This is a genomic window from Mycobacterium sp. 1465703.0 (genome assembly GCF_001672975.1).
In the GTDB taxonomy this organism is placed as follows: domain Bacteria; phylum Actinomycetota; class Actinomycetes; order Mycobacteriales; family Mycobacteriaceae; genus Mycobacterium.
Map to the genome: position 1 here is coordinate 1 of NZ_LZKU01000121.1, position 2,261 is coordinate 2,261.

A 2,261-nucleotide genomic window follows, 5' to 3' on the forward strand; every position below is an offset into this window, starting at 1 on the left:
GTCCCATGAATCCGCTGCAGCGACTGGCCCGCAACCCGACGGCCTATCGCTTGCTGGTCCTGAACGGTCGTGCGGCCGTGGAAGGTCTCGAATCGCTGCTTCGGTTCCTGACGAGTGGACGGTTCGGTGTTCTGGATCTGGCCGGCGTACCCAACGTGCGGATCACCATCTCGGGCCGCACGACCGGTCTTGCCCGAAGCGCGACCGTACAGTACGTCCCGTTTCGCGGCGGCCTGCTGCTGGTCGGATCAAACTGGGGGCGTCCGGGACACCCGGCCTGGTCGGCGAATCTCAAAGCGGCGCAACGGGTCACCGTGCGTAAACGCCGCCATCGCTTCGTGGCGACGGTGCAGCTGCTCGGCGGTGTGCAGCGCGACGAGGCGTGGGCCGAAGCGCTGGCATACTGGCCGAACTACCGGCTCGCCCAGGATCGCGCCGGCCACCGCCGATTTCGGCTGTTTCTCCTCACGCCGGCTTACAGTTGAGCACAACCACTTCTAGCCGCGGGCTTGGTCATAAACGGTAATGCACCACAAGCGCCCATGTCGCACAATGTCGGTAGCGCCCGCCAGTTACTTCGGCGGGCGTCGCACGCGCGGTCCGAACAGGCTTTTGCCGTATGCGGCGGCTCGTCAACCCGCGTTTTTTTGTGTCAGGCGCGCGATCTCGCTGCCCCAGACCGATTGAGCACCGGCATCGCCGACGCGATAGATCTGCACCAGTGACGCTGTTCCCACCGCCAACACCACTATCGCGACAAGTATCTGGCCGGCGATGCGGCGCTTGTCGGATCGGCGTTCGATCACCCGCAAGACGACGAGCGCGATGGCAGCCGCCAGCAGCGCGGCGGAGAAGTAGGTCATCAAGCTGCCCCGGTCAGCGTGTTCGCGCAGGATGGGACTGGGATTCGCGCGCAAGCCGTAGAGCCATCCACCGGCGTTGATGGTGATGGGCGTCAACACCATGGTGATCACCGCCAGGATCACCGTGAGCCACATCAGTTGCCCGCGCCGTGCCGCCGGCCATAGGCCGCAAACGATCTCCAGCAGTGCGGTCAGTGGCACCAGTACCAAAACGAAATGCAGCAGCAGTGCGTGAGCCGGCATGCCGTTGATGACGTTCATAGAGTCCCCCCGCTCCTAGCTGCCGAGACCCTTTTTGATAGCCGCATCCTGCTTTTGGCCGACGTCGTTGACGAAATCCGGCGGGGCCAGCGTGTCGGTGGGGCCGCCGAACTCCAGCGTGGCAAACGCCCGGCCCTCGGTGAAGAGCAGAATCACCACACCGTTGCTGCGGTCCGGTCTGTTTCCCATCAGCGTCGTTCCGCCGGTCCCGATGTTCGACGGTTGGGTGGTCGGGTCTTTGATTGCACCCCCCTGTTGTCCCTTCGCGGTGTTCAACGCGTTGGTAGCGGATTCGGGGTCGTCGTAGACCTGGATGGTGACCTTGATTTCGTGGCTACCGTCGTCGTCTTTGAAGGTGGTCGCCACTCCCGGCTGGCCGTTGGGATTGTTGGTCGGGGGAGCGGCGGTGAAGGGGACCGGTGCGTTGATGTCGCTCGGCTGAATGAGCAGCTTGGCGTACTCATTGGGCTGAGCCGGCACCGACGACCCGGGTGCCGGGGTGGGGTTGCTGCTGGTGGCCGAGGTTGCCGATGCCGACTTCGACGGTGACGGCTTGTTGTTGCCGCAGCCGGCCACCGACACCGCGAGTGCCGTCGTCGCTGCGACGCCCGCGATCAGCGTTCGTGACATCCTCATCGCATCGAGCTCCCTTCCAGGTCTTTCTGGCGACAAGTCGGGTTGTCCGTCGAATCGCACAGTACATTGCTGCGCCGCTTGGGATGTCGCGCAGCGGCCCGGGAGCGTGAGCCGAGTTACTCGAGTCGGTCGCGCAGGCTGCTCAGCGTGTTTGCCAGGATGCGCGATACCTGCATCTGTGAAACCCCGATACGGTCCGCGATCTGGCTTTGCGTCATAGATTCGAAGAACCGCATGCGCAAAACCTCGCGTTCCCGTTCCGGGAGGGTGGCCACCAAGACCCGGAGCGCCTCCCGATTGGTGATGTGCTCGATCTGTGGATCGATGTCGCCCACCGAGTCGGCCACCGAGCGGGGCGTTCCCGAACCGTCGGCGCCGAGCGGTGCATCCAGGGAGTCGAGCCGGTAGGCGTCGCCGGCGACGAGGCACTCGACGATTTCTTCGCGCGGTACCTCAAGCACCTGAGAGAGCTCACCGGCGGTGGGTGCGCGCCCCAGCTGC

General features: G+C 64.7%; 4 protein-coding genes. 1 reads left to right on the plus strand and 3 read right to left on the minus strand.

The genetic code is table 11. The annotated features are described in order from the left end of the window. Positions 1 to 5: 5 nt before the first annotated feature. Positions 6 to 485, plus strand: coding sequence for a nitroreductase family deazaflavin-dependent oxidoreductase (locus A5625_RS10555; RefSeq protein WP_066992632.1), 480 nt, complete (start codon positions 6 to 8; stop codon positions 483 to 485). Between the two features lie 147 nt (positions 486 to 632). On the opposite strand, the gene A5625_RS10560 is transcribed toward A5625_RS10555, so the two are convergent. The 3 genes from A5625_RS10560 to A5625_RS10570 all read right to left on the minus strand — a co-directional run. Next, positions 633 to 1,124 (minus strand): DUF2231 domain-containing protein, encoded by a 492-nt coding sequence (locus A5625_RS10560; RefSeq protein ID WP_066992625.1) that lies wholly within the window; start codon positions 1,122 to 1,124, stop codon positions 633 to 635. A 15-nt stretch (positions 1,125 to 1,139) separates the two neighbouring features. After that, complete coding sequence (locus tag A5625_RS10565; protein WP_066992629.1) at positions 1,140 to 1,760, minus strand: hypothetical protein; 621 nt, start codon at positions 1,758 to 1,760, stop codon at positions 1,140 to 1,142. A 116-nt stretch (positions 1,761 to 1,876) separates the two neighbouring features. Further along, the coding region (locus A5625_RS10570; RefSeq protein ID WP_156748110.1) for a sigma-70 family RNA polymerase sigma factor at positions 1,877 to 2,261 on the minus strand (385 nt) is incomplete at its 5' end.